This window comes from Bacillus sp. FSL W8-0223 (genome assembly GCF_038006805.1).
GTDB classification, from domain to species: Bacteria; Bacillota; Bacilli; order Bacillales; family DSM-4216; genus Bacillus_O; species Bacillus_O smithii.
The window spans coordinates 3,248,672-3,269,634 of the sequence record NZ_JBBOVX010000001.1 but is presented as its reverse complement, the minus strand read 5'-3'; the positions used below and the strand labels follow the sequence as shown (position 1 = coordinate 3,269,634).

17 protein-coding genes and 2 riboswitches are annotated in these 20,963 nt (G+C 41.7%); of the genes, 14 read left to right on the top strand and 3 right to left on the bottom strand.

From position 1 onward, the window contains the following. Positions 1–38: 38 nt before the first annotated feature. The 3 genes from hmpA to NST81_RS15630 form a co-directional block, all read right to left on the bottom strand. Entirely contained in the window at positions 39–1,259 is a 1,221-nt protein-coding gene (gene hmpA / locus NST81_RS15640) for an NO-inducible flavohemoprotein (RefSeq protein ID WP_048624125.1), read from the bottom strand. A gap of 340 nt (positions 1,260–1,599) precedes the next feature. Then, positions 1,600–1,968 carry a YckD family protein gene (locus tag NST81_RS15635; protein ID WP_048624124.1) on the bottom strand — a complete coding sequence of 123 codons (369 nt, stop codon included), beginning with the start codon at positions 1,966–1,968 and terminating at the stop codon, positions 1,600–1,602. A 70-nt stretch (positions 1,969–2,038) separates the two neighbouring features. Further along, on the bottom strand, positions 2,039–2,191 hold the full coding sequence (locus NST81_RS15630; protein ID WP_328201948.1) for a hypothetical protein: 153 nt from the start codon (positions 2,189–2,191) through the stop codon (positions 2,039–2,041). 314 nt (positions 2,192–2,505) lie between these two features. On the opposite strand from NST81_RS15630, the gene NST81_RS15625 reads away from it, so the two are divergent. The 14 genes from NST81_RS15625 to purB all read left to right on the top strand — a co-directional run bounded on the left by NST81_RS15625 (position 2,506) and on the right by purB (position 20,843). Then, positions 2,506–3,060 (top strand): cysteine hydrolase family protein, encoded by a 555-nt coding sequence (locus NST81_RS15625; RefSeq protein ID WP_003354063.1) that lies wholly within the window; start codon positions 2,506–2,508, stop codon positions 3,058–3,060. A 19-nt stretch (positions 3,061–3,079) separates the two neighbouring features. Then, positions 3,080–4,594, top strand: coding sequence for a nicotinate phosphoribosyltransferase (locus tag NST81_RS15620; RefSeq protein WP_341030229.1), 1,515 nt, complete (start codon positions 3,080–3,082; stop codon positions 4,592–4,594). Next, a complete protein-coding gene (nadE, locus tag NST81_RS15615; protein ID WP_048624121.1) occupies positions 4,566–5,393 on the top strand; it encodes an ammonia-dependent NAD(+) synthetase in 828 nt (275 codons plus the stop codon). The genes NST81_RS15620 and nadE overlap by 29 nt, the downstream gene beginning before the upstream one ends. Before the next feature lie 516 nt (positions 5,394–5,909). Further along, the gene (gene guaA, locus NST81_RS15610; RefSeq protein WP_340397571.1) at positions 5,910–7,430 is read left to right on the top strand and encodes a glutamine-hydrolyzing GMP synthase; all 1,521 of its coding nucleotides are present in this window, start codon (positions 5,910–5,912) and stop codon (positions 7,428–7,430) included. 200 nt (positions 7,431–7,630) lie between these two features. After that, positions 7,631–7,732: riboswitch (purine riboswitch) on the top strand. 182 nt (positions 7,733–7,914) lie between these two features. Next, on the top strand, positions 7,915–9,249 hold the full coding sequence (locus NST81_RS15605; protein ID WP_048624120.1) for an NCS2 family permease: 1,335 nt from the start codon (positions 7,915–7,917) through the stop codon (positions 9,247–9,249). Positions 9,250–9,367: 118 nt separating this feature from the next. After that, positions 9,368–10,729: an IS1182 family transposase gene (locus NST81_RS15600; RefSeq protein WP_003354354.1), complete on the top strand. Its 1,362-nt coding sequence runs from the start codon at positions 9,368–9,370 to the stop codon at positions 10,727–10,729. Positions 10,730–10,971: 242 nt separating this feature from the next. Continuing rightward, positions 10,972–11,856 carry a glucose PTS transporter transcription antiterminator GlcT gene (glcT, locus tag NST81_RS15595; protein ID WP_327797169.1) on the top strand — a complete coding sequence of 295 codons (885 nt, stop codon included), beginning with the start codon at positions 10,972–10,974 and terminating at the stop codon, positions 11,854–11,856. Between the two features lie 114 nt (positions 11,857–11,970). Next, positions 11,971–14,046 (top strand): glucose-specific PTS transporter subunit IIBC, encoded by a 2,076-nt coding sequence (gene ptsG / locus NST81_RS15590; protein WP_341030226.1) that lies wholly within the window; start codon positions 11,971–11,973, stop codon positions 14,044–14,046. Between the two features lie 1,029 nt (positions 14,047–15,075). After that, entirely contained in the window at positions 15,076–15,660 is a 585-nt protein-coding gene (locus tag NST81_RS15585; protein WP_341030225.1) for a DUF3841 domain-containing protein, read from the top strand. Between the two features lie 432 nt (positions 15,661–16,092). Further along, positions 16,093–17,073, top strand: coding sequence for a hypothetical protein (locus tag NST81_RS15580; protein WP_341030223.1), 981 nt, complete (start codon positions 16,093–16,095; stop codon positions 17,071–17,073). Positions 17,074–17,302: 229 nt separating this feature from the next. Further along, positions 17,303–17,497 (top strand): NETI motif-containing protein, encoded by a 195-nt coding sequence (locus NST81_RS15575; protein WP_048624115.1) that lies wholly within the window; start codon positions 17,303–17,305, stop codon positions 17,495–17,497. Positions 17,498–17,577: 80 nt separating this feature from the next. Continuing rightward, positions 17,578–17,679, top strand: a riboswitch (purine riboswitch). Positions 17,680–17,909: 230 nt separating this feature from the next. Further along, positions 17,910–18,398 carry a 5-(carboxyamino)imidazole ribonucleotide mutase gene (purE, locus tag NST81_RS15570; RefSeq protein WP_328201152.1) on the top strand — a complete coding sequence of 163 codons (489 nt, stop codon included), beginning with the start codon at positions 17,910–17,912 and terminating at the stop codon, positions 18,396–18,398. Continuing rightward, positions 18,391–19,548: a 5-(carboxyamino)imidazole ribonucleotide synthase gene (purK, locus tag NST81_RS15565; protein WP_048624114.1), complete on the top strand. Its 1,158-nt coding sequence runs from the start codon at positions 18,391–18,393 to the stop codon at positions 19,546–19,548. Before purE ends, purK begins: the two co-directional genes overlap by 8 nt. Next, positions 19,545–20,843: an adenylosuccinate lyase gene (gene purB, locus NST81_RS15560; protein ID WP_003354077.1), complete on the top strand. Its 1,299-nt coding sequence runs from the start codon at positions 19,545–19,547 to the stop codon at positions 20,841–20,843. Before purK ends, purB begins: the two co-directional genes overlap by 4 nt. Positions 20,844–20,963: the final 120 nt, after the last annotated feature.

Below are 20,963 nucleotides of genomic sequence, written 5' to 3'. Positions count from 1 at the left end.
ACCACTGCACCCCGATACCGAAGTTTAATCAGCCTGCCTTATTTTTCTCCTAAAATAGCGATCGGACTGAATGCTTCAAAATGGATGTGCTCATTCGGAATTCCCCATTGTTGCAACGCCGATTGAATGTTTTTCATAAAAGGAATCGGTCCGCAGAAATAAAAAACGGATTCTTTTGATGGAACGATAGATTGTAGAAAGTCTAAATCAATGTACCCTTCTTTATCGAATTTTTTAGAGTTCCGATCTTCTTTTGTTGGTGAATCATAGCATACATATGATTTGATGTTTGGGTGACTTTTTTCTAATTGATTCACATGGTCTTTAAAAGCGTGTGTTTGGCTGTTGGCTGTTGCGTGTACAAATGTAACCTGACGTTGTGACTTACTTTCTGCAATGGAATTTAACATGCTAAGTAATGGCGTAATGCCAATTCCTCCGCTAATCAGAACTACAGGTAAATCACTGTCATCGAGCACAAAGTCTCCAGCAGGAGCAGAAAATTGAAGAGTATCTCCAACTTGGACTTGTTTATGTAAATAATTCGATACAATTCCTGGTGGAGCATCCCCATGTGCATCTTCACGTTTTACACTGATTCGGTAATAGTTTTTTCCAGGTGAATCAGAAAGACTGTAATGACGAATATGCGTATATTTTTCTCCAGGAATTTCAGCTTTTATAGTTAGATATTGCCCGGGTTTATAGGTAGGGATTGCTTTACCGTCCTTCGGCTTTAAATAAAAAGAAGTTACGGCATCCGTTTCTTTTACCTTTTGATCCACTAAAAAGCTTCGATAGCCGCTCCATCCACCAGGCTGATGATCTGTTTCTTCGTAGAGTTTTTTTTCAATGTCAATGAATGCATCTGCAATATAGTCATAAGCTTTTTTCCATGCATCGAGAACTTCATCCGTGACGGCATCACCCAGAACTTCTTTTACACCTTGCATCAACGCTTCGCCTACAAGTGGATACTGCTCAGGTTTAATCCCTATGGCGCGATGTTTCTCTGTAACCCTTGTGATCACTGGCTTGATAGCATCTAGATTGGTAATGTGTTCCCCAGCAGCATAGACAGCGTAACCTAATGCTTCCTGCTGAATTCCTCTTTTTTGATTGGTTTGATTAAAAATATTGTACAAGTCAGGAGCTTTTGAGAATAGGATTTGGTAAAATCTTTTTCCAATTTCTTTACTGTGTTTTTTTAGAACCGGTGCAGTGGATTGTACGATTTCAATAGTTTTAGCATCAAGCAAGTGAAGTCCTCCTATTTTAAAAAATGGAATGAAATCTAGGAGTTAATATGCTCAATTGAGTTCAAATCTATGACTTCCTTTAAAAAATTTTTTCTAAATATGTCTTTCATGAAGGTGAATGGTTTTTTGAGACTGATAAAAGCAGCAAAATAAAAATAGACCAATGCGATCATCGTTGCTTCGGGAAGCCTCTCTAAATACCAAATATTGAAAACGAAACGTTTTGTCTTTGAGAGAACACTATCTGATCATCTTAATTAAAGAAAACTTTGCAGGGAGGTAAATCCTACAATTTAAAAAAACGGTGTAAGAAAGATAAAAACGCTGAAAGGGTGTGCCTTCAGCGCTGTTCGTTATCGCTGTCATCATGATGATGTTTATGATGCCAGTGGCCTTTTTCCGAGTGATTCCAATGAGGGGAAAAGCCGTTTTGCTGCAAGTGTTTGTAATGTTCTTCCAAATGGGAAATGATGTCATCTCCTTTTTCTTTAGAAATGATTCCGTATTCTACATATTGGCGAATTAATTCTTTTCTTTTTTCCAATAGTTCTTTGTGAAGTTTGTTCAGTTTGGCTTTTTGCTGTTCGGTCAGCTGGACAGGTTTTTCGTTGCTTTTTCCTTGATTTGTTTCTGCATGCACGGTTGAGGCAGCAAACATCGCAACGGACACGAAGATGATGGCCATGATTTTTTTGGAAAATGTAAACATAGGTCTATTCTTCCTTTCCTTTTTATTTGTAAGGTTCTGTTTTGAGAATGAGAGAAACGGTCAACCCATTTTAGCTTTCATCCACTTCATCGTAGGAAAGATGCGTGACTTCGGTAAATTCTCCCCTTTCTATTTCTTCTTTTGTTGCCCGCTGTTCCAATTCTTCTTCATCGTCTATTCCGGGAGCAAGCGACGGCTGCTGTTCTTTTTTCTTATTCAACATCTTGATTCTTACCTCCTTATGGCTGTTTTTTTTCTCGTTTCTTCTTTATAATGATCCTAAAAATAGATATTATACAAATAAAGCCATTTTTGAACGCTCTGTGAACGAAATCGGTAGACTTGTCTTATATTTGGGTTTTTGGCGCACTTGATAGACATTATGAAACTTTGACGATGCTGAAAAAGGTGTCTTGGATATATAATGAGAATCAAGAGTTTTGCAGTTTGATCACGTATAAAGTTCTTTTCCGGCTTTCATGTTCAACATATCACAGAGCCTCTCGAAGCAAATAGGGGAAAAAGGAGACTTTGGCAATGGGGAAAAAAGCGTTGATCAATATCGATTACACTGTCGATTTTGTGGCGGATCATGGTGCTCTCACGTGTGGAAAGCCCGCTCAAATGATTGAGAATTTCATTACTTCTTTGACGGACACGTTTATTCAAAACGGCGATTTTGTGGTATTTGCAGTGGATATCCATAAGGAACAGGATCCGTATCATCCCGAAAGCCAATTATACCCGCCGCACAACATTGCCGGTTCGGAGGGAAGGAGGCTGTACGGTCAATTAGGGGAACTGTATGAGCGGATGAAAAACAAGGAAAATGTATATTATATGGACAAAACACGGTACAGCGCGTTTGCAGGTACAGACTTAGAGATTCAGCTGCGAGCTCGAGGCATAGATGAACTTCATTTATGCGGAGTTTGTACCGATATTTGTGTGCTTCATACCGCTGTAGACGCTTATAATAAAGGGTTTAAACTGGCTGTATACGAAAAGGGAACGGCAAGTTTTAACGAAGCAGGACATGATTGGGCGTTGAAGCACTTTCAACATGCACTCGGAGCAAAGGTAATTTCATGACGGAAACGGGGTTTGGACGATGAGAAAATATCAAGATGACAGTCTTGCTTTGCATACAGATTTATATCAAATTAATATGGCTAAAACGTACTGGGAAGACGGTGTCCATGAGAGAAAGGCGGTGTTTGATCTTTATTTCCGGAAAATGCCGTTTGGAAGCGGATACGCAATCTTTGCGGGGTTAGAAAGAATTGTTGAATTTTTAAAGAATTTTCGGTTCAGCGATAGCGATATCGCTTATTTGCGCGAAGTAGAAGGCTATGATGAAGATTTTCTTCAATACTTGTCGAATTTAACTTTTACAGGAAATGTACGGTCGATGAGGGAAGGAGAAGTGGTTTTTGAAAATGAACCGATTGTCACAATAGAAGCGCCTTTGATTCAAGCGCAGTTGGTAGAAACGCCTTTGTTGAATATTGTCAACTATCAAACGTTGATTGCCACGAAGGCTGCCCGCATCAAGCATGCCGTTGGGGAAGACTTGGTCATGGAATTCGGGACAAGAAGGGCTCAAGAAATGGATGCGGCCATTTGGGGAACTAGAGCGGCCTTTATCGGTGGATGCGGGGCTACCAGCAATGTCAGAGCCGGAAAGCTGTTTGGCATTCCGACAGCCGGAACACACGCTCATGCCATGGTACAAGCTTATCAAGACGAATATACGGCGTTTCGCAAATACGCCGAATCCCATAAGGATTGCGTCTTTTTGGTGGATACATATGACACGCTTCGTTCCGGTGTACCGGCAGCGATTCGAGTCGCTAAAGAAATGGGGGATTCGATCAACTTTATCGGCATTCGTTTAGATAGCGGCGATTTGACCTATTTATCGAAAAAAGCGAGAGAAATGCTGGATGAAGCCGGATTTCACGATGCGAAAATTTTTGCTTCGAATGATTTGGATGAATACACCATTACGCATTTGAAAGCTCAAGGAGCCGAAATAGACGCTTGGGGGGTCGGAACGAATTTGATTACGGCGTACGACCAACCGGCGCTTGGAGCAGTCTATAAGTTAGCTTCGATAGAGAATGAGTCAGGGGAAATGATCGATACGGTCAAAATTTCCAGCAATGCCGAGAAAGTAACCACTCCGGGAAAGAAAAAAGTATATCGAATCATCAATAAAAGCAATCAAAAATCTGAAGGCGACTATATCACCCTTTATGACGAGAATCCAGCCGCTGAAGAAAGAATTAAAATGTTTCACCCTGTTCATACCTATGTCAGCAAATTCGTGACAAACTTTGAAGCGGTGGAATTGCAAAAAGATATTTTCATCAATGGCGAGCTAGTATATGAATTGCCATCGCTGGCAGAAATCCAATCTTTTGCCCAAAAAAATTTAGACTATTTATGGGATGAATATAAACGAATTTTAAATCCGGAAGAATATCCGGTGGACTTAAGCGAAAAATGCTGGAATAATAAAATGAAAAAGATTCAAGAAGTGCGGGACAAAATTGTATCTAGTTTATCAACCAAAACGAAAGGAGCAAGAGAAGATGACCGATTTACAAAAACGGATTATTGAGGAATTAAAAGTAAAACCGGTGATTGATCCAAAAGAAGAAATTCGCAAAAGCGTAGACTTTTTAAAAGCTTATTTAAAGAAATATCCGTTTATAAAAGGATTCGTTCTAGGCATTTCGGGTGGACAAGACTCCACATTAACCGGGAAGCTGGCTCAAATGGCGATTAACGAAATTCGGGAAGAAACAGGAAAACAAGATTATCAGTTTACGGCGGTCAGATTGCCATATGGTACACAATTCGATGAAGAAGATTGCCAAGTGGCTTTAAACTTTATTCAGCCGGATGATGTCGTTACGGTGAACATTAAAGAAGCAGTAGATGCCAGTGAAAAGGCATTAAAGGATGCCGGCGTGGAAATTTCCGATTTTGAAAAAGGAAATCAAAAAGCTCGTGAACGGATGAAAGTTCAATACAGCATCGCAGCAATGAGAAATGCAGTCGTACTGGGAACCGACCATGCGGCAGAAGCGGTCACGGGATTTTTTACCAAATACGGCGACGGCGGTGCGGATCTCGTTCCGATTTATCGTTTAAATAAACGCCAAGGAAAGATGCTGTTAAAAGAACTTGGGTGTCCGGAACGTTTATATAAAAAAGTGCCGACAGCCGATTTGGAAGAAAATCGTCCACAGCTTCCGGATGAAGTCGCACTTGGTGTTACCTATGAAGAAATTGACGACTACCTGGAAGGCAAAACCGTTTCTGAAGAAGCAAGAAAAACGATCGAAGGATGGTTTTTAAAGACAGAGCATAAGCGGCATCTACCCATCACGATTTTCGATGACTTTTGGAAATAATGGGTGCATTCTTCCTTTAATAGAAAAGACAGACAGAGAGCCTCTGTGAAGCTCCCTGTCTTTTTTGGTTAATGATAGCAGGAGAAGAGTTTTCTTCTTTATAACTTATTATCTGAATAATAAATCAATTGCAAGGCGGGTTGACCGTGGTTACAGATAGATATAAAATGATGACAAATTTGTTGCGTCTATGGTCTATCAGTATTTCATCTTCAGTTCTTTAGAAAAATTGGATTGCTGCCGGATGGCTGCAATGAGATGGCAATAGTGGCCGCAGGAGACCTCCGTTGGTCTTCTTGAAAAGGCGGGTTTATAAAAGTCTATTAAGGACTTAATAGAGGGGGAAGGAATTTCCCCTGAATACTTTTTTGTGATCTCTTGGCTCTGTTATATGATCATTTGCTGGGGAAACTGTGTTGCGTGTGAAAAGCTTGCGTCATAGGAACAGAGCTTATTTTTTTCATACATAGAGAGGTGGATATTGTGGAAAGAAAGAAGGAATGGGGAAACCAAGAGATGGTTGTCGTACTTGATTTCGGCAGCCAGTACAACCAACTGATTACGAGAAGAATTCGGGAACTTGGCGTCTATAGCGAACTTCATCCCCATACTTTGACGGCGGAAGAAATAAAAGCTATGAATCCAAAAGGGATTATTTTATCTGGGGGACCTAACAGTGTATATGCCGAAGATGCTTTTCGCTGCGACGAAGACATTTTTAATCTAGGAATCCCGGTGCTAGGAATTTGCTATGGAATGCAGCTGATGACAAAGCATTTCGGTGGAAAAGTGGAACCTGCCAGCAAACGGGAGTACGGAAAAGCGACCATCCGGGTACAAAACCAAAATCCTCTTTGGGATGGACTACCGGAAGAACAAGTGGTATGGATGAGCCATAGCGATTTAGTGATGGAAACTCCTGAAGGATTTACTGTAGATGCGGTAAGTTCATCATGTCCAATCGCGGCAATGAGTCATCAAGAACAACAATTATATGGGGTTCAATTCCATCCGGAAGTTCGCCACTCTGTCTACGGAAACGAGCTGCTTCGCAATTTTGTGTTCAACATTTGCGGCTGCCGGGGCGATTGGTCCATGCAAAATTTTATTGAAATGGAAATAGAAAATATTCGAAAAACCGTTGGCGATAAAAAGGTTCTTTGTGCCTTGAGCGGCGGAGTCGATTCTTCTGTTGTGGCTGTTCTTATACATAAAGCCATCGGAGATCAATTGACATGTATTTTTGTCGATCACGGCCTTTTGCGCAAAGGGGAAGCCGAAAGTGTAATGAAAACGTTCGCGGAAGGTTTTCACATGAACGTAATCAAAGTGGATGCAAAAGATCGCTTTTTGAACAAACTGAAGGGAGTTTCCGACCCTGAGAAAAAACGGAAAATTATCGGCAATGAGTTTATATATGTGTTTGATGACGAGGCGGCCAAACTGGAAGGAATTGAATTTTTAGCGCAAGGTACTCTGTATACGGATATTATTGAAAGCGGAACGGCCACAGCCCAAACGATTAAATCCCATCACAATGTGGGCGGGCTGCCGGAAGATATGGAATTTAAGCTGATTGAGCCGCTGAACACGTTGTTTAAAGATGAAGTGCGAAAATTGGGCACCGAATTAGGAATTCCGGATGAAATTGTTTGGCGTCAGCCATTCCCGGGACCGGGACTAGCCATTCGGGTTTTAGGAGAAGTAACGGAAGAAAAATTGGAAATTGTTCGGGAATCGGATGCTATTTTAAGAGAAGAAATTAAAAAAGCTGGGTTGGATCGCGACATTTGGCAATATTTCACTGTTCTTCCTAATATCCGCAGCGTCGGGGTAATGGGAGACGCGAGAACATATGATTATACTATCGGGATTCGTGCGGTTACTTCCATCGATGGAATGACCTCCGATTGGGCAAGAATTCCGTGGGATGTGCTGGAGACGATCTCGACACGCATCGTCAACGAAGTCAGCCATGTGAACCGTGTAGTCTATGATATTACCAGCAAACCGCCGGCTACTATTGAGTGGGAATAAAGACCCGCTATTCATCCGTGAGATAAGGATGATCAGCGGAACGAATCGGGCATTTAAGGGCAGCCGGCCTCCGAAGGAACTCTTCGCTTTGCTGCCCTTAATGCAGAATGAGACAAACACGAATGATAATAAATAATTTTAAAATAATGTTCGTATTTTATTGACATCGTCATTATTTAGCACTACAATGTAGTTGAATTAAATAATTTGTCGCATTACGTCGTATAATTACGGGGATATGGCCCGGAAGTCTCTACCAAGCTGCCGTAAATAGCTTGACTACGAGGTAATGGAATGTAAACAGGATTGGATTCCCATCCTTTTATCTTTCTATCCTCAAGCCATGCCTCGAACGAATGTTTGGGGTATTTTTATTTTGCTTGGTGAATAGCTTTATCACCCGAATGGTGATTTCACCCGGCGGCATCCTGTTGGCCGGTGTGGTTGCCTCGTGACGTATTTGTGATAATGGCGGAGGGGAATTATGAAAAATTATTTTCATTTTGATGAATTGGGGACGAATTACCGCAGGGAAATTATCGGTGGTATTACGACCTTTCTTGCTATGGCCTATATTTTGGTCGTGAATCCGCTCACTCTTTCGCTTGCATCAGTGAAGAATCTTCCGGATTCCATGCGAATGGACCACGGAGCGGTGTTTGTTGCGACGGCTTTATCTGCTGCTTTCGGTTCCTTGTTGATGGGATTATGGGCGAAATATCCGGTGGCTCTCGCGCCGGGATTGGGTTTGAACGCCTTTTTTGCCTATACGGTTGTTTTGAATTACGGCATTTCTTGGCAAGTTGCGCTGACAGGAGTATTTTTGGCAAGCCTCATATTTATTTTGCTCACGCTTACCGGAATTCGGGAAAAAATTATTAATGCTATCCCGGCTCAATTAAAACACGCAGTAGGAGCAGGAATTGGACTTTTTATTACTTTTATTGGTTTTCAAAATGCTGGAATCATCGTGAATAATGATGCGGTTTTAGTTGGGCTTGGCGATTTGACAAACGGCAATACGCTTTTGGCCATTTTCGGCATCATCATTACGGTCATTCTCATGACGAGAGGCATTAACAGCGCTGTGTTTATCGGAATGGTCATTACGGCTATTGTCGGGATGTTGACCGGTTTAATCCCTCTTCCGAAACATGTGATCGGCAGCATTCCAAGCATTAAACCGGTGTTTGGCGTTGCGGTGACTTCGATTTTCCATATGCCGGATCAAATTTTTACGATGCAAATGTTGATGGTGGTTTTGACCTTTTTATTTGTAGCCTTTTTTGATACGGCAGGGACTCTTTTGGCGGTTGCTCATCAAGCCGGATTGATGAAAAACAATCAATTGCCTCGAGCCGGAAAAGCGCTGTTTTCAGATGCTATGGCAGGAGCGATTGGTGCGGTGCTCGGAACGTCCACGACGACTTCTTTTGTGGAATCAACAGCGGGGGTAGCTGCCGGGGCCAGAACCGGATTTGCTGCTGTTGTCACAGGTGTGTTGTTTTTGCTGTCGCTCTTTTTCTACCCGTTGCTTTCGGTTATTACCTCACACGTAACGGCGCCTGCTTTGATTATTGTCGGTGTGTTGATGGTATCGTCTCTGGGAGAAATTGACTGGAAGAAATTCGAAATTGCTGTTCCGGCTTTCTTGACCGTTATTTGTATGCCTTTGACATACAGTATCGCGACAGGAATCGCGATCGGATTTATTTTCTATCCTATTACGATGATTGTAAAAGGAAGAGCCAAAGAAATTCATCCGCTTATGTATTTCTTGTTTGTTGTTTTCTTATTATATTTTATTTTCTTGAAATAGTAGGAAGGACGTCCTCCAAATGGGGGACGTCAGACTGTCGACAAATCCGAAAAAACCGGATTTGCCGACAGTCTTTTTTTGTATAATTAAGATACCGTAATGAATTGAGGTGGATGAAGTGCTAACAAAAAATACACAGATGAATCGTGATCAAATAGAAATGATAGCTTTAGACCAACTTGTACCTGCAGATCATTTGGTTCGTAAAATCGACGCTGCTATTGATTTTTCATTTATCTATTCGCTTGTTCAAGACATGTATTCATCGGAAAGAGGTCGACCAAGTATTGATCCAGTTGTATTGATTAAAATGGCTTTCATCCAATATACCTTCGGTATTCGTTCCATGCGAAAAACTATAGAGGAAATCGAAACGAATCTGGCTTACCGTTGGTTTCTTGGATTTGGTTTTTATGATAAGGTACCTCACTTTTCAACGTTTGGGAAAAACTACGAGCGACGCTTTAAGGATACAGACTTATTTGAACAGATATTCTATCGCATTTTGAAAGAAGCTGCAGATAAGAAGCTGATAAGCAGTGAGCATGTCTTTATTGATTCTACTCATGTCAAAGCGAGTGCGAATAAGCATAAATTTGTGAAGAAAGTGGTTCGAAAAGAAACGAAAGCCTATCAAGCACGTCTACAAGATGAGATAAATGCTGATCGAGAAGCACATGGAAAAAAGCCATTTCCTCCAGATAAATTTGGGAAAGAAGAATATAAAGAAATAAAAGAAAGTACCACTGATCCGGAAAGTGGTTACTACGTAAAAGACGAGCGAACAAAACAGTTTGCTTACTCATTCCATGCTGCTGCGGATCGAAATGGCTTTGTTTTGGGGGCTATTGTAACGCCAGGGAATATTCATGACAGTTCCGTATTGGAGCCACTTCTTGAAAAAGTCATCGAAAAACATGGAAAACCGGTTGTAGTTGCTGCTGACGCTGGATATAAAACTCCCGCCGTTGCCCAATACATATTTGAAAATGATATGACCCCTGCTTTACCTTATACTCGCCCTCGTACAAAGGATGGTTATTTCAAAAAACATGAGTATGTTTACGATGAATACTACGATTGTTATCTTTGTCCGCAAGGACAAGTGTTAAAATATGCAACTACGACGAAGGAAGGCTATCGTCAATATTTTTCTGATCCAGTCCAGTGTAAAGATTGTCCATTCCTCTCGAAGTGCACCCAAAGTAAGGAGCATAAAAAACTGATTCAGCGACATGTATGGGAATTTTATTTAGAGGAAGCTGATCATCTTCGGCATACACAAGAGAATAAGAGCATTTATGCAAGACGGAAAGAAACCATTGAACGTGTTTTTGCTGATGCAAAGGAAAAGCATGGTATGCGTTGGACAACCTTAAGAGGTCTAAAAAAATTGTCCATGCAGGCGATGCTAACTTTTGCTGCAATGAATTTGAAAAAGATGGCTTGCTGGACATGGAAAAGTCCAGCAATAACATAAAATAGACCCCTGGAGGGGTCTATTCCAAACATTTGAAAGCATAAAAGTGACAAAAGGCATCCGAAAGCGCACATTCGGATGCCTTTTGTCTACACTCTGACGTCCTCCAAATGGGGGACGTTTTTTTGTAAAAAGGTTTTCATTGTATAAAGGCAAATCCTTGATTACAATATGGGTAGACTAATATAAGGAGGACGAAGCTGTTGCTTATTGCAGCGGTGAATCACAAGAGGAGATTTCAAATGGTTAAATATGTAGTGAAAAAAGTCCTTAATAATAATGTTTTGATCGCTGCTGATGACAAGAACAACGAAGTCGTACTGATTGGGAAAGGAATCGGTTTCCAAAGGAAAAAAGGAGATGTGATCCATCAAGATATTATCGAAAAAATATTTGTCCTTAAAAATGAAAATGAACAAGAACATTACAAAAAATTATTGCCCTACCTCGATGAAAAAACGCTGAATGTAATTATTTCCTCTTTAGAAATCATAAAAAAACGAACACGCGGCACTTTAAATGAGCATATCCACGTTGCGCTCACGGATCACCTGCTTTTCGCGATGAACAGGCTTATGAAAGGAATGGTTATTAAAAATCCTTTTCTAAATGAAACAAAAGCGATGTATCCTTTTGAATATGAAATCGCTGAAGAAGTAGTGGATTTTATTCATGAAGCGGCCAACATCAAGCTGCCGGAAGGGGAAGTAGGCTTTATTGCTTTGCATATTCACAGTGCCTTAACAGATAAACAACTTTCGGAGATTAATCAATATTCCCAGTTATTGTCCACTCTTGTTCGCACGATGGAAGAAAATCTTGGAATGGAAATCGATAGAAATAGTGTGGAATATATGCGGCTCATCCGCCATCTTCGCTATACCATTGACAGGGTGCAAAAAGGAGAAGCATTGGAAGATTCAAAAAAAATAAAAGAACTATTGAAAAAAGAATACCCTCTATGCTACAATCTTTCATGGAAGCTAATCAAAATTATGCAGCAGACGCTGAAGAAACCGGTTTATGAAGCGGAAGCCACTTATTTAACGATGCATTTGCAGCGTTTACGTGCGAAACAAAAGAATAGCAATTCTTTACGTGTTACTGATTCGATCAGGCATGAGTAAAGAAGTTGATAGAAACAAGAACACAAGGGAACACTACCCTTTGTACTGCTTGTTTTTATTGCTTCTTCACTCATGCTTTTTTGTTTATGCAATAACAGAATGGAGGTAACGTATATGTTTAAGAAATTCTTCAGCGTTCTCCAAAAAGTGGGTAAAGCTTTGATGCTTCCAGTCGCCATTTTACCGGCTGCCGGAATTTTGCTTGCTCTTGGAAACGCTTTACAAAACCCGACGCTAGTCGATATTGCTCCGTTTCTGCATACCGGTTGGGTGGAAATGGTAGCAAAAGTAATGGAAGAAGCCGGTGGAATTATCTTTTCGAATCTAGCCCTTCTATTTGCCGTCGGGGTTGCCATTGGTTTGGCCGGAGGAGAAGGGGTAGCTGGACTTGCTGCAATCGTCGGCTTCCTGATCATGAATGTTACGATGGGAGTTGTGCTTGGTGTCACTCCTAAAATGGCTGCTCATGATCCTTCCTATGCAACCGTTCTCGGCATTCCTACGCTGCAAACCGGTGTATTCGGCGGGATTATTGTTGGTATATTAGCTTCAATTCTCTACAATAAATACTTTAATATTGAGCTTCCATCTTATTTAGGATTTTTTGCGGGAAAACGTTTTGTTCCGATTGTGACGGCTGTATCTTCTTTAATTCTTGGATTGATCATGATTGTTATTTGGCCGCCTATCCAATCAGGTTTAAATGCTTTCTCCAATAACTTGTTGAATGCAAACTTGACGTTGTCTGCCTTTATTTTCGGTGTCATTGAACGTTCGCTGATTCCATTTGGATTGCATCATATCTTCTATGCTCCGTTCTGGTTTGAGTTTGGACAATATACGAACAAAGCAGGAGAAGTGGTTCACGGAGACCAAGCGATCTTTATGGCTCAAATTAAAGATGGAGTCAAGAATTTGACGGCTGGTACATTTATGACGGGTAAATATCCGTTCATGATGTTTGGTCTTCCTGCTGCTGCGCTGGCTATTTACCACGAAGCTAAACCTGAAAAGAAAAAAGTGGTTGGAGGTTTAATGGCTTCAGCGGCTTTGACTTCTTTCTTGACAGGGATTACAGAGCCGATTGAATTCTCCTTCTTATTCGTAGCACCTGTGTTGTTTGCGATTCACGCTGTTTTTGCCGGACTGTCATTTATGATTATGCATATTTTAAATGTCAAAATCGGGTTGACATTCTCAGGGGGATTAATTGACTTTATTCTCTTTGGTGTTTTGAATCCACAAACTCATTGGTGGCTCGTGATACCGGTCGGATTAGTCTTTTCCGTCATCTATTATTTCGGTTTCCGATTTGCCATCCGCAAGTTCAATTTAAAAACGCCTGGTCGCGAAGATGATGAAGAATCGAACGATGGAAAAGAAACAGCAGATAGCGGATCTGGAGACCTTGCCTACAATATTTTGGAAGCAATGGGTGGACAAAGCAATATTGCTTCGCTGGATGCTTGTATCACTCGTCTGCGCGTTCAAGTAAATGATCCTAAAGAAGTGGATAAGGAACGTTTGAAAAAACTGGGCGCTTCCGGAGTATTGGAAGTTGGAAACAATATTCAAGCTATTTTCGGACCACGTTCCGACACGATTAAAACGCAAATGCAAGATATTATGAAAGGCAAAGCGCCGCGCAAAGCAACAACTCCTGATATGAATCAGGAAGTTAAACAGCAAGTAGAAGAAGTGAATCCAACGCCTCTTCAAAATGAAATTGACCGAAATGAAGCGATTATTTCTCCATTAAAAGGGGAAATTAAGCCGCTTGCAGAAGTTCCTGATCCAGTCTTTGCAGAAAAAATGATGGGAGACGGCTTTGCTATATTGCCGGAAGAAGGAACTGTTGTATCGCCGGTTAACGGAAAAATTGTGAACCTGTTCCCGACTAAGCACGCAATCGGTATTTTGTCCGACGGCGGAAGAGAAATTTTAATTCACGTGGGTATTGATACAGTGAAACTGAATGGCGAAGGTTTTGAGGCGCTTGTGAACCAAGACGACCATGTAGAAGCCGGACAGCCTTTGTTGAAAGTGGATCTTGATTTAGTGAAAAGCAAGGCACCGTCTGTGATTACTCCGATTATTTTTACAAACCTTCAAGAAGGGGAACAAGTTGTAATTGAAAAGCAAGGTAAAGTCGATTTGAAAGAAGAAAACATCATTTCGATTCAAAAATAGCCCATCAGGACAGAAAGCGATGATTGCATTGCTTAACGTCCGCTTCATTGATAAAGATGAAATATCCGGGTAAAGAAAGCCGTTCATGCTTTTGGCGTGAACGGCTTTCTTGTGTGCGCCCGGCATGGGTGTAATCTATAGGGTGAAAGTCCCGAGCTGCGAAGGCAGAAGTAGCAGTTAGATTAACGCAAGGGTGTCCGTGGTGACGCGGAATCTGAAGGAAGCGGGCGGCAAACTTCCGATCTGAGGAACACGAACTTCATATGAGGCTAGGTATCACTGGGTGAGTTTGCACAACAAAACAAAGCCCTTTCTGCCGAAGGTGATACAGAGTAAATGAAGCAGATGGATGGAAGGAAAGATTACACTCTTACCCGGGGAGGTCTGATGGATACGTGAAGTACCCTTCATAACCTACTTAGTGATAAGTAGCTGAGCCATCAGAAGTCAGCAGAGGTCATAGTACGAATTGGTCTAGAACAATTCGGAAGGACTGAACAATTAAGAGAGAATAGCCCTTTGCATTCAGTGTGTCATGTTGAACACAGAAAACGTAGTACCTCACTTGAGGAAGGAAACGGTGAATCCCGTGGGGGACCTCTTGGAGGGTGGAGTGACCACTGGCATAAAGAGAACAGCTATTCACGGAAGTTATAAAGACTTGCGTCATTTATCTTGATTGAACCGCCGTATACGGAACCGTACGTACGGTGGTGTGAGAGGACGGGGGTTAATCACCCCCTCCTACTCGATTTCAAATCGTCAGGATCAAAAGGAGCTCAAATATTCTATAAACACAAATTGCCATTCGGTAAGAATTTAGAATAAGTAAAGGGAGGAAAGAAATCACACTTTAAACTTTGTTCATGGCCAGACGACTTTGTCATTTGGCATGAAGGTCCTCTTTTATTATGCGGTTTTGGGTTAGGTTGTTATATTCATCCTGATGATAGTAGACGAATGATCTCCTTCCTTTTGGCTGTACAGGAAAGCTTTTTTACATCATGATCCTTTTAAGGGGGTATGAAGATGAAACTATGGACTATCCATCCTGTTGAAGTGTGGGAATGGTTGCAGCAACAAGGTTTTTATCGTGGTGCGAAGGAGCTTGTTTATGAAGATTTCCTCGATTCGTACGACTGGCTTATAATTGAAATGGAGAAACGATTGGGGCCAAGACCGGAAAAAGAATCGTACCCTGTCTGGGCATGGAAACAATGGAATGGCGTGCATATTCGTCCGGACCTCCGTTTTTCGGGTTTTCTGGAGAAAGGAACGAGAGGTGTACGTCTCGAAATAGACATACCTGATGAACAGGTTGTTTTGAGCGATTTTGATAAATGGCATTACGTACTGAATTATTGGTACCTCGAAGAAAATGAAGAAGACGGGGAATTATTCGACAAAGAAATAAAGAAAAGAGGGCTGGATTATTATCAGCAAAAGCCGCTTCCGGACCCTTATTATCATCAGAAAATTGTGGATAGCTGGAAACGTATTTTTGATATTGAGCCAAGGAATGAAGAGGAGAAAAGGAGCTTATCGATTCAAGCTACTTTCTGGGAGTTGAAATTGGAGCAGGTAAGGAAGGTGGATTTTTTTGTTGCAAGGTAGTGATTTTGTAAGAAGAGAGAAATTTTTTGTTTGATGGATTTCGAGAATGATTTTGTTGATTATTGCATCATAAGATCCAAAAATACCTGAGTACGGGAACCTCCTCAAAAGATGAATGACGTTTTCACGGATTAATCTGGATTAGCTCGGCGCATGATTTCTCTGACTTTTCCCGGTCCTTCTAAAATAATTTGTTGTAAAAATGTACTGTACGTCTCTTCTGTATTCCAAAATCCTGTTGACAATAAAGTAAATAATTATTTATTATAAACGCAGGTGATAGGTAAAAATAATTTACTTTTCTACCTGTTTTTATCGATATTTTAGTATATTGTTAGTATGGAAATTAAATATATATTTATTGTTTCATATAAATAATAAATATTTATTTACTATTTGCTTTATCCAATACAAGAAAAAGGAGCGTTTTTTATGCTTTCATCCGGGTTGCAGTTTGGAATCTATCCGCTTAGTGTAGCCGGTACGCCTGCCGGTTTAGCTGTAGGACCTCAAGACAACTATGAGCAAATTCAAATGGCCTTAAAACGTCTTCGAGGAGAATCTAAATCGCTGTTGCCAAGAATTTATCTCGTTTATACAGGACCTGCTGATTCGGGAGAGAAGCTTTTGTCGATCGTGGAGAAATATGTTCGTTTGGGATTAATGGGGGACTTGGTAGTAGGTTCTTTGGCTCCAAACATAGAAATGAATCACTGGCTCGCGCTTATTAGGAAAATCATTAGAGAGTATGGTTCTTATATTGACTCGCTGCAAATTACGAATGAACCTAATTTGAGCTTTATGGACGGATCAAACCCTAACATCCTGCCATTGTTGGTGCAAGGGGTTATTGCAGCAAAAGAAGAAGCAGAAGCAGCGAACGTTCGTGTGGATATCGGATTTGGATCTGTGCCGGATAACGGTCCGAAAGTGGTTCCGCATTTCTGGGAAAACCTTGCTGAAATTGGCGGAGAGGTTTTCATAGATTCTTTGGATTATGTCGCGCATAATTTTTATGTAGATGTATTTGAACAGCCGCTCTCATTGGAAAAAGTCCCAGCTTCCGTTGAGGACTTGCTGCGGCGTTTTCGTGAAGTGAATCTGAAGACAGCCGGTATACCTGATTGCATCCCTATTCGCATTACCGAAAACGGATGGCCTACGGGCAAAAACCCTTTTGTAGGCAAAGACAGATCTTACGAACATCAATCTGAAGTACTAGAGACGATCATACGGACCGTTTATAATCTGCGTCAAGAACTCAATATCACACATTATGAGCTTTTTGGTCTCAGGGATGCAGACAGTTCCAAAGATGATCTCTTTCACCAATTTGGCATCATGCGGGATGATTATACTCCGAAACCGGCGTTTTATACATTTCAGCATTTGATACAGGAGTTGGGAATTTGAAATGGTTCACAAAGCCGAGAGGCAGGTGCGGCAGATGATTATAAAGTTTTTACAAATCTATTGTGGATCGGCTGTTACTGCTATAGGACAGAGAAGAACAAATCGTTATAGCATCTTGACAGAGAGGCTGTATGATTTAAAATAAAACGCAACAGTAAAAATACTCTATCCATAAATTGTACAGGTATCAATCGATATGGTCGAATGATGGAAAAAGGAAGCTGCTCTGATGAGTAAAAAGAAGATATTTGAGATGAAAGAAAATGAAACCATTGATCAATTATTGGCACGAATGTCCGAAGAAGGATATAAACCCGTTAGAAGAACGGAAGAACCCATCTTTCAAGAAAAGAACATAAACGGAAAAATAGAATATGTTCCTGTTGGGCGAATTATAAAGTTTGAAGGGAAAAAAGAAGGTTAAACCCGAACGTTTTCTATTGAGACTGTTTTTATTGTTCGAAAAATTTTGTTGACAATGGCTTGTTTTCATTGTTAAGATGGAGTTGTCAACTCAATAGCCCTCATATAATCACGAGAATATGGCTCGTAAGTCTCTACCCGATTACCGTAAATAATCGGACTATGAGGGAAAGTAGCTATCTGGAAAACTGTGAATGAAAGAGGCATCTTCAGGATGGCGATTGCACTATGTTCTGAAAGCCGTTCATTCCATGTGCAGCGCCATTGGAAGAAGAAATCTTTCTTCGATGAGTCCTGCCATAAAAGGCTTTTAATTGGTCTTTTCTTACCCGGATTCACTGCTTTCTCTCAAAGAAAGTATGTGAAGCCGGGTTTTTTTGTTATATAAGACTGCATCATGTGGAGGGATGGAAATGCCGGCGGAAGTAGGAGTGATTATGGGAAGCGCATCGGATTGGGAAACGATGAAAAACGCCTGTGAAGTATTGGATGAATTAGAAATTGAATATGAGAAAAAAGTCGTTTCGGCACATCGCACTCCTGATTTGATGTTTGATTATGCCGAAAGTGCCAGAGATCGAGGGATCAAAGTGATTATCGCAGGAGCGGGTGGAGCCGCGCATTTGCCAGGGATGGTAGCGGCTAAAACGACTCTTCCCGTGATCGGAGTTCCGGTTCAATCCAAAACATTAAATGGTTTAGATTCCCTGTTATCGATCGTACAAATGCCCGGCGGCATCCCGGTGGCTACAGTAGCGATTGGGCGTGCTGGCGCCACGAACGCCGGTTTGCTGGCAGCGCAAATATTATCGATTGAGAATCCCGACATTGCCCGCAAATTGGAAAACCGACGAATTGAGCTGAAAGAAAAAGTACTAGAAAGCAGTGATCAACTTGACTAATCCAGTCATTATGCCAGGAAAAACGATTGGAATTATTGGCGGCGGCCAGCTAGGCAGAATGATGGCACTGGCAGCAAAAGAAAAAGGGTTTCGAATCGCTGTATTGGATCCTGCGGAAGATTCGCCGTGCGGTCAAGTGGCTGATGTGGAAATTACGGCGGCCTACGATGACCAAAACGCTTTGGCGCGGCTTGCTCAAATAAGCGATGTGATCACGTACGAATTTGAAAACATCGATTATGAGTCATTGCGGTGGCTCGAGCAAAGAGCCTATCTTCCGCAAGGAGCCGAATTGATTCGCATTACTCAGGATCGGATTTTAGAGAAAGATGCGATCACAAAAGCGGGTGTGCCGGTGGCCCCTTATGAAGTGATTTACGAAGAAAACGAACTATATGATAAGATAAAAAAGCTTGGTTATCCTGCTGTTTTAAAAACCTCAAGAGGCGGTTATGACGGAAAAGGCCAGTATGTGATTCGCCGCGAAAGCGAGATCGAAAAGGCAGCCGAATTGCTGCAATCAGGTCCGTGTGTATTGGAAAAATGGATTCCGTTTACGACGGAAATTTCAGTGATTGTATTTCGCAATCCGGATCGCGAAGTCAGCTTTTTGCCCGTTGGCGAAAATATTCATGTCGAGAATATTTTGCATCAAACCATTGTTCCGGCAAGAGTGGACGGGGATGTCAAACAAAAAGCGGTGAAATTGGCGCTCAAGATCGCCGACTATTTGGAACTGATCGGAACGCTGGCGGTGGAGATGTTCGTGTGCTCAAACGGTGAGATTTATATAAACGAACTGGCCCCCAGACCTCACAATTCCGGCCATTATTCGATCGAAGCTTGCGAGGCGTCTCAATTTGAACAGCATATACGAGCGATTTGCAATTGGCCTTTCCAGAAAACGGAGTTGTTAAAACCGGCTGTTATGGTCAATGTTCTAGGCAAGCATTTAGAGGGGGCGTTAAACGAATTCCATCGCCACCCGGACTGGTCGTTTCATTTATACGGAAAAAAAGAAGCGAAAGAGAAAAGAAAAATGGGGCATATCACCGTCTTGACCGACGATCTTGAGAAAACATTGCAAGAAATAGACGATAGCAGGATTTGGAGCGCAAAAGAAGAAAAGATCGGAGGCAGTATAAGATGATCGATCGTTACACCCGCCCGGAGATGGGGGCGATTTGGACTGAGGAAAACCGCTTCAACGCTTGGCTGGAAGTGGAAATTCTTGCTTGCGAGGCGTGGGCGGAACTGGGAGTTATCCCGAAAGAAGATGTGAAAAAAATCCGGGAGAATGCCGGCTTTGATATTCGCCGCATTAAAGAAATTGAAGAAGAAACTCGCCATGATGTAGTGGCTTTTACAAGAGCCGTATCGGAAACGCTTGGCGAAGAGCGAAAATGGGTTCATTATGGATTGACGTCTACTGACGTTGTCGATACAGCCCTATCGTACTTGCTTAAGCAGGCAAATGAGATTTTGCTTAAAGATTTGGAAAACTTTATTGAAATTCTTCGCCAAAAAGCGAAAGAACATAAATATACCGTGATGATGGGAAGAACTCATGGAGTCCATGCGGAACCAACTACTTTTGGGTTAAAGATGGCGCTTTGGCACGAAGAAATGAAGCGGAATTTGGAACGGTTCAAACGAGCGGCTGAAGGAGTGCAGTACGGAAAAATCTCCGGAGCCGTTGGCACTTATGCGAATATCGATCCATTTGTTGAACAATATGTATGCCAAAAATTAGGCCTCAAACCGGCGCCTATTTCCACTCAAACGCTTCAGCGCGACCGTCACGCATACTACATGAGCACGCTCGCTTTAATCGCGACGTCGATCGAAAAATTTGCCGTGGAAATTCGCGGACTTCAAAAGAGCGAAACGAGAGAAGTGGAGGAGTTTTTCGCGAAAGGCCAAAAAGGATCATCGGCCATGCCTCATAAACGGAATCCGATCGGATCGGAAAACATGACAGGAATGGCCCGTGTGGTAAGAGGGTATATGCAAACTGCATATGAAAACGTACCGCTATGGCACGAACGGGATATTTCCCATTCTTCTGCGGAACGCATTATTTTGCCTGATGCGACGATTGCCCTTAATTACATGCTCAATCGCTTCGGCAATATCGTGAAAAATTTGACCGTCTATCCGGAAAATATGAAACGAAATATGGAAAAGACGCTTGGTCTTATTTATTCACAACGCGTTTTGCTCGCCCTGATTGAAAAAGGCCTTACACGTGAAGAGGCATATGACACCGTTCAGCCGCGGGCCATGGAGGCTTGGGAAAAACAAGTGCCGTTCCGTCAACTAGTAGAAAGCGATGAAAAAATTACCTCGAAGTTGACAAAAGAAGAAATCGATGATTGCTTCGATTACCACTATCATTTAAAACATGTCGATACGATTTTTGATCGTCTCGGTTTGAACGACTAAGCAAAAGAGGCTGACTTTTAGGCTGTTTCTTGCGTTTGCGAAAAAGGCAAGAGGGCTTAAAGCGGTCGGCCTCTCTTAAAACCGCTGTATTCGGAAGATTATCAATATTCCAAAATGAGG

What these genes read in the sequence shown, in the direction of transcription:
- NST81_RS15625 (WP_003354063.1), top strand. Translation starts at nt 2,506, where the DNA reads ATGGGGAAAAAAGCGTTGATCAATATCGATTACACTGTCGATTTTGTG.
- nadE (WP_048624121.1), top strand. Translation starts at nt 4,566, where the DNA reads ATGACCGATTTACAAAAACGGATTATTGAGGAATTAAAAGTAAAACCG.
- guaA (WP_340397571.1), top strand. Translation starts at nt 5,910, where the DNA reads ATGGTTGTCGTACTTGATTTCGGCAGCCAGTACAACCAACTGATTACG.
- purE (WP_328201152.1), top strand. Translation starts at nt 17,910, where the DNA reads ATGCCGGCGGAAGTAGGAGTGATTATGGGAAGCGCATCGGATTGGGAA.
- ptsG (WP_341030226.1), top strand. Translation starts at nt 11,971, where the DNA reads ATGTTTAAGAAATTCTTCAGCGTTCTCCAAAAAGTGGGTAAAGCTTTG.
- NST81_RS15635 (WP_048624124.1), bottom strand. Translation starts at nt 1,968, where the DNA reads ATGTTTACATTTTCCAAAAAAATCATGGCCATCATCTTCGTGTCCGTT.
- NST81_RS15575 (WP_048624115.1), top strand. Translation starts at nt 17,303, where the DNA reads ATGAGTAAAAAGAAGATATTTGAGATGAAAGAAAATGAAACCATTGAT.
- NST81_RS15630 (WP_328201948.1), bottom strand. Translation starts at nt 2,191, where the DNA reads ATGTTGAATAAGAAAAAAGAACAGCAGCCGTCGCTTGCTCCCGGAATA.
- NST81_RS15580 (WP_341030223.1), top strand. Translation starts at nt 16,093, where the DNA reads ATGCTTTCATCCGGGTTGCAGTTTGGAATCTATCCGCTTAGTGTAGCC.
- glcT (WP_327797169.1), top strand. Translation starts at nt 10,972, where the DNA reads ATGGTTAAATATGTAGTGAAAAAAGTCCTTAATAATAATGTTTTGATC.
- NST81_RS15605 (WP_048624120.1), top strand. Translation starts at nt 7,915, where the DNA reads ATGAAAAATTATTTTCATTTTGATGAATTGGGGACGAATTACCGCAGG.
- NST81_RS15585 (WP_341030225.1), top strand. Translation starts at nt 15,076, where the DNA reads ATGAAACTATGGACTATCCATCCTGTTGAAGTGTGGGAATGGTTGCAG.
- NST81_RS15620 (WP_341030229.1), top strand. Translation starts at nt 3,080, where the DNA reads ATGAGAAAATATCAAGATGACAGTCTTGCTTTGCATACAGATTTATAT.
- purB (WP_003354077.1), top strand. Translation starts at nt 19,545, where the DNA reads ATGATCGATCGTTACACCCGCCCGGAGATGGGGGCGATTTGGACTGAG.